Here is a 6,067-nt window from a genome sequence, read left to right on the forward strand (position 1 = left end):
CTATCAGTTTGCGCGCGATTACGCTGGTAAGCACGCTGCGTAGATCACCAGCCTCAATCAGCATGACAGAAGCATTTGTGCGAGTGGTCGATGCGCACGAGCCGCGCTCCGCTGACCGCAGTTTGGTGCAAGTCGCTGTCGGCGTTTTGGTGCGTGACGAAGGTTCTTTCTTGCTGACCAGCCGCCCAGAGGGCAAAGCGTATTCGGGCTATTGGGAGTTTCCAGGCGGCAAGCTCGAAGCGGGCGAGACGGTAGAGCAAGCTTTGCGTCGCGAGCTGCAAGAAGAAATTGGCATCACCATTCTCGACTGTACGTTGTGGAAAACTGAGCGCATTGACTACCCGCATGCCATGGTGCAGCTTAACTTTTGCAAGGTCACGCAGTGGACGGGTGATTTGCAAATGCTCGAGTCTCAGGCCTTTGCGTGGCAGCAGTTGCCAGTGACGGTGATGCCTGTGCTACCCGGTACTGTGCCTGTGTTGCAGTGGTTTGCGCAAGAGCGTGGATTTGTGGGCAGCACGCACAGTGCCTAAGTACCTTCGAATAGGTTCTTTTTTATTGCAGCGGTGTGTTTTCGAAATCAGCATCGTCTTGCGGCGTTTGGTCGGGCAAGCGGTGTTCTTCGTTGGCCCACGCGCCTAAGTCAATGTTGCGGCAGCGTTCGCCGCAAAAGGGTCTGTATACATTGGCCGTTTCGTACCGGCTAGGGCCGCCGCACTGCGGACAAACAACGATGCGAACCTCAGAGTCAGACATGGCTTAAATGCAAAGAGCCATTTCAAAAGGCACGTCGTCAGTTCTGTGCTGCAAACGACCATCGCCGTCTTGGCGCATCATGCGCACCCAAATCATCAAGCGATTCCCGCTGATTTCTGGAATAAAGCCTAGCGCTGGATCAATCGCCACGCGCATCAGCTGAAACTTGCCTTGAGCCAGCGATTGCTGAAACTGTCCGCCCATCGCCATCATTTTTTGTGAGGTCCCTGTGTCACGCATCAGTGAAAGCAACAGGTTGACAGAGTTTTTCATGGGTTGGAACACATCGAACCAACGCAAGATGTCGACACGGCGGAAGTCTGGGCTCTGTTGTTGCCAAGCGTGGTAAGCGGGCAAGTCAAAACAGCAGGTGCCGCCCGGAATCGCAGCGCGGTTGCGCAGGGCAGAAAGCCATTCGTTTTCCGTGATGTTTTGACCAATTTTTCCCATTGGGCCGCTGAGTCCGCTATAGCAGCGATCAATGTTGTCGAGCAACTGTTGCAGTGCTGTTTCGGAGACCGAAGGGTTACCCCGCAAGGCGTTGAATTGTTGCTTGTGACGCTCTAAGTCTTTGAGCACGTCCGACTTCAGGTCTGTGCGTCCACCAGCTTCAACCAACTCAAATAGAGTGATAAGCGCAAAGTGATTGTCCACGGCGTGGTCGCGTGTGGTGAGTTCTTCAAAACGTTGAAACAGGTGTTCCAAACGCAGGTAAGTGCGCACACGTTCGTTGAAGGGATGTTCGTACAGAATCACGCGAAAAACAGGTCAGTGGTGAACTTTGGTAATTGTGATGATCATACCTGTTCAGAAGTAGTTTTCTTATGATCTATGGGGTTTGCATCGGTAGGCAGCCCACGCATTCACGCAGTGCTTTCAGTGTGATTGCATCGTTGCAAATCACCCAGTCAGCAGCAGCCAGCCTTTGGGACCGGGATGCTTGTGTCACGATGATGGATTGAATGTCCTCGCGGCTCAAACCGTTGCGTGCCATGACCCTTTGAATTTGTGTTTCTTCCAAGCAATCGACCACCAAAATGCGGTCCACTTGAGCGCGCCACCGTGAGCCGGCTTCCACCAATAAAGGCACGTCAAATACCAAGGTGTGATGACCCTTGGCAACAGCCACTTGAGCCTCCCGCTCTGTCTCTTGCGCTACGAGTGGGTGGATGATGGCCTCAAGCGCTTGCTTGGCTTGTGGATTAGTGAATATATGTGCACGCATGTGTTCGCGGTTGAGTGCACCCTCGGCGGTGACAAACGCTGAGCCAAAGGTGTGCGCGATGGCTGGCATCGCGGCACCCTGAGGTGCGGTCAAGCTGCGGGCAATGGCGTCGGCATCAATCACCGCCGCGCCGCGCGTCTGCAGCAATTGGCTGACAGTGCTTTTGCCGCTGCCAATGCCGCCCGTCAAACCAATCCGAAGTGGGGTGTGCCTTGTGATCATGGGGCCGAGTCTATTCAAAAAATCACCAGCCCATCCACAGCGAAATGGCGTCGATGCCGATCACGGCAACCAAGCCACCCGCAATGGCTAAGAACGGCCCAAATGGCACATAGCCGTCGTGGCGCAAACGGTGGGTGAACTTGAGCGCCAAACCCACCATGGCCCCACTCAAACTGGCCAGCATGACCACCGGCAATAAGGCCAAAGGACCCAGCCAAGCGCCGAGAGCTGCAAGTAGTTTGAAGTCACCCGCGCCCATGCCTTGTTTGCCCGTGACGCGTTCAAACGCAGTGGCCACTGCCCACAGCGATGTGTATCCCAGCACGGCCCCCCAAACAGACTGCTGCAAAGGCAAAGGCAGCCAATCTAAAGCGCTGGCCATGAGGCCGCTCCACACCAGGCCTTGTGTCAAGTCATCGGGCAGCAGTGTGGTTTGCCAGTCGATCACGGACAAAGCCAAAAGCACGGTGGCAAAGCCAGCCCAGCAAAAACCTGTGGCATTCAAACCCCAGTGCCAAGTGCACAGCAGCCAAATCAAGCCCGTGCAGAGTTCGATCACCGGGTACTGAACGCCGATGGTGTGGCTGCAAAAACTGCAGCGGCCTTTGAGCCAAGTAAAGCTGAGCAACGGAATGTTGTGCCAAACCTTGAGTGGCGTGTGGCAATGCGGGCAGTGTGAGGCGGGCCAGCACAAGTTGTAGTGCTGATCATCGCCTTCGGCTGTGTGCTCGGCCATGACTATGCGTGGCAAACGGTGGATCAACACGTTCACAAAGCTACCGATCAGCAAACCCAAGCCAAACACCAGGGCCATGTCCCACGTCATACCACTTGCCCCAGTTGAAAAATTGGAAGATACAAAGCCATCACCAAGCCGCCAATCAGCAAACCCAGCACCACCATGATGAAAGGTTCTAAGAGTGTAGACAGTCGCGCCACGGTGCTGTCAACCTCGCGTTCAAAGTGTTCGGCCGTTTTCTCCAGCATGTGGTCGAGTGCGCCCGACTCTTCCCCAATGGCGCACATCTGCACCACCATGGGCGGAAACAAGCCTTCGGTGCTTTCCAGTGCGCGCGATAAGGCTTGGCCTTGTATAAGCTGCGCTTGAATACTTTGCGTTGCCGCCTGAAATAGCAAATGGCCGGTCACGCCTTGCAGGGCTTCCAAGGCTTCGGTCAGTGGCACACCCGCAGCAAACAAGGTGGCCAGCGTGCGCGTCCATCGTGCCGTACACGCATGGCGTGTCAGTGGACCTGCAATGGGTATGCGAAGTAGTTCGCGGTGCACAAAGCGCCGCCAATTTGTACGCTGCTGAACTTGTCGACTCAGCCACCAAAACGCCAAGCCTGTCAGTGCCAAAAGCCAAAGCCCAAAGTGCTGAAGGCCTTCGCTGAGTGCGATCACGCCCTGTGTGAGCCATGGTAGCTCTGCGCCAAAAGAGGCAAAGATGTTTTGAAAGGCGGGCACGACAAATACCAAAATCAAAATCAGCACCGCGCCCGCAATGCCCAATACTGCGCTGGGGTAAATGAATGCAGACCGTATGGTTGTGCGCAAGGCTTCTGATTTTTCAAGGTGATTGGCTAAGCGCTCCAGCATGCTGTCGAGCATGCCTGCTAGTTCTCCAACGGCAACAAGGTTGCAATACAGCGCATCAAACGCTGCGTGTTGTCGCAAGGCTTTGTTCAAAGCAACGCCACCTTCGATTTGGTTGCGTAGTTCGCGAACAAGATTTTTCAATGAGACCTTGCTTTCCCCGCGATCCAAAATATCAAAGGCTTGCAGCAGAGGCACGCCTGCGTGCAGCAGCGTGGCCAGTTGACGCGTGAATTGGGTAATGTCACGCGCGGATACACGGGGCTGAGTCTTGAACTGCAACCAACTCGGAAGATCGAATTCACGCTGAATGTGAGTGGCCCGAATGCGTTGCTGCTTGAGTTCATGGCCTACCTCTTTTTGGTTGTGTGCGTGTAACACTCCGCTTTGCATTTCTCCTTTGCGGTCCACGCCTCGCCAAGCAAAGCGGTATTTATCCATGGTGTGTCAATGCCATGACTTCTTCGCCCGAGGTCATGCCTTGCAATACTTTGAGCCAACCCGATTGGCGAAGAGTGCGAACGCCTTCGGATGCGGCTTGGCTCGCCAGTGCGCGTGCATCGCTGTCTTGCATGATGAGTGCTTGCATGGCATCGCTGATGGGCATCACTTGATATATGCCAATGCGCCCTTTGTAACCCTTGTCGCATGCATCACAGCCCATCGCTTTGTAAGGTCGTGCATGTGCGCGTATGTGGGGTGGAATGGCTTGTTGGTCTTGTGCGCTGAGGTTGTTGAATAAGAGACCGATTTCTGCTGCATCCATCGGGTGTTTGCAGTGCTCGCACAACCGCCGAACTAAGCGCTGTGCGGTGATCAAGCTCACACTGGCAGCCACGTTGAAAGCGGCCAGGCCCATGTGGCGCAGGCGTGTCAAAGTGCCTGGTGCATCGTTGGTGTGTAAGGTGGACAAGACCAAGTGGCCAGTTTGTGCGGCCTGAATGGCGATGTCGGCAGTTTCTAAATCACGAATTTCACCCAGCATGATCACGTCCGGGTCTTGACGCAGCAGTGCGCGTAGCGTGGTTGCAAACGTCAAACCAGCGCGGTCATTGACATTGACTTGATTCGCGCCAGGTAAGTGAATTTCAGAAGGGTCTTCGACGGTAGAAATATTCACTTCGGTGCGATTGAGCAATTCAAGACAGCTATAAAGAGACAGCGTTTTTCCAGAGCCCGTTGGGCCTGTCATGAGAATTAACCCGTGTGGTTGCGCCAAGGCTTGAACCAGTTTGGCGCGGTCATCAGGCTCGTATCCCAGTGCAGCCAAGCCCGGCCGCTCACGGCTGAAATTCAAGATGCGCACCACGATTTTTTCGCCGTGTAGCGTCGGTAGCGAGCTGACGCGCAAATCAATCAGCTGCTCAAGGTAGGGGTATTGAATCCGTCCGTCTTGCGGCACACGCTTTTCGGCAATGTCCATGCGGGCCAATACTTTGAGCCGCGACACAATGGCGTCGCGCAGTGTCAGCGCGGGCGCTGCGGTCACACGAAGCAAGCCATCAATGCGAAATCGGATGCGAAAGAAGTTTTCTCCGCTTTCAAAATGCACATCTGAAGCACCTTGGGCCAAGGCTTGGTTCAGCAAGTCGTCGAGTGTTTTGACTGCGGTGTCGGGTGACATAACTATGAATTCCTCTTAGGGCAGCTATGCGTGAATTCTTTGTGGTTTGCTAAGCCTTGTGTGCGAGTTGGCGTCACAAAAAATGACTTGCATTCAACTTCAGTGGCGAGACATGAAATACGCCAATTGGCGTATTTCCCAAAGATATAAATTTAAGTAAACTGACTAAATCAGCACTGCTGGTATCCAAATCAACAATAGGAACAAGACCGTGAACAAGACCGAACTGATTGAACACATCGCAGCTAAATCTGACATTTCTAAAGCAGCCGCTACACGCGCACTCACTTCTATCATTGAGGCGGTCAAGAAGACCCTCAAGAAAGGCGACACCGTGACTTTGGTTGGTTTCGGCACTTTCAGCGTCAGCAAGCGTGCTGCACGTGTTGGCCGTAACCCTCGCACGGGCGCTGCTTTGAAAATCAAAGCAGCCAAGGTGCCACGCTTTAAGCCCGGTAAAGGCTTGAAAGATGCTTTGAATTAATATTAAATTCAAATCAAATTAGGCGGATTCAAGGACGAAGTGCAACACGCTTTAACGAGGCATGGAATACCTCGTGAGGTGTCTTGAATCCTAGTCGCTTTCTGGGGCGGTGATTCAATCGGTTTTCAATCATAGTCAATTCCTCATCCGTCACGGTTTC

General features: G+C 53.8%; 8 protein-coding genes and 1 pseudogene. 2 read left to right on the forward strand and 7 right to left on the reverse strand.

Annotated features, from left to right (window positions below; genetic code table 11):
- Positions 1–62: 62 nt before the first annotated feature.
- A complete protein-coding gene (locus tag RMR24_RS03755) occupies positions 63–533 on the forward strand; it encodes an NUDIX domain-containing protein (protein ID WP_310613762.1) in 471 nt (156 codons plus the stop codon).
- A 22-nt stretch (positions 534–555) separates the two neighbouring features.
- Here RMR24_RS03755 and RMR24_RS03760 read toward each other — a convergent pair whose 3' ends face one another.
- From RMR24_RS03760 to RMR24_RS03785, 6 genes are all read right to left on the reverse strand, one after another.
- Positions 556–756 carry a DNA gyrase inhibitor YacG gene (locus RMR24_RS03760; RefSeq protein ID WP_310613755.1) on the reverse strand — a complete coding sequence of 67 codons (201 nt, stop codon included), beginning with the start codon at positions 754–756 and terminating at the stop codon, positions 556–558.
- Positions 757–759: 3 nt separating this feature from the next.
- The gene (zapD, locus tag RMR24_RS03765) at positions 760–1,512 is read right to left on the reverse strand and encodes a cell division protein ZapD (protein WP_310613756.1); all 753 of its coding nucleotides are present in this window, start codon (positions 1,510–1,512) and stop codon (positions 760–762) included.
- 73 nt (positions 1,513–1,585) lie between these two features.
- Positions 1,586–2,203, reverse strand: a complete 618-nt coding sequence (gene coaE, locus RMR24_RS03770; RefSeq protein ID WP_310613757.1) for a dephospho-CoA kinase — start codon at positions 2,201–2,203, stop codon at positions 1,586–1,588.
- A 22-nt stretch (positions 2,204–2,225) separates the two neighbouring features.
- A complete protein-coding gene (locus RMR24_RS03775; RefSeq protein ID WP_310613758.1) occupies positions 2,226–3,029 on the reverse strand; it encodes an A24 family peptidase in 804 nt (267 codons plus the stop codon).
- Positions 3,026–4,240, reverse strand: a complete 1,215-nt coding sequence (locus RMR24_RS03780; protein WP_310613759.1) for a type II secretion system F family protein — start codon at positions 4,238–4,240, stop codon at positions 3,026–3,028. The genes RMR24_RS03775 and RMR24_RS03780 overlap by 4 nt, the downstream gene beginning before the upstream one ends.
- Complete coding sequence (locus tag RMR24_RS03785; protein WP_310613760.1) at positions 4,233–5,423, reverse strand: ATPase, T2SS/T4P/T4SS family; 1,191 nt, start codon at positions 5,421–5,423, stop codon at positions 4,233–4,235. Before RMR24_RS03785 ends, RMR24_RS03780 begins: the two co-directional genes overlap by 8 nt.
- Positions 5,424–5,634: 211 nt before the next feature.
- On the opposite strand from RMR24_RS03785, the gene RMR24_RS03790 reads away from it, so the two are divergent.
- A complete protein-coding gene (locus RMR24_RS03790; RefSeq protein ID WP_310613761.1) occupies positions 5,635–5,907 on the forward strand; it encodes an HU family DNA-binding protein in 273 nt (90 codons plus the stop codon).
- Positions 5,908–5,935: 28 nt separating this feature from the next.
- On the opposite strand, the pseudogene RMR24_RS03795 reads toward RMR24_RS03790, so the two are convergent.
- Positions 5,936–6,067, reverse strand: a pseudogene (locus tag RMR24_RS03795) (IS30 family transposase); the annotation flags it as partial.

Origin of the sequence: Limnohabitans sp. (assembly GCF_031539105.1) — a bacterium.
Classification (GTDB): Bacteria; Pseudomonadota; Gammaproteobacteria; order Burkholderiales; family Burkholderiaceae_C; genus Limnohabitans.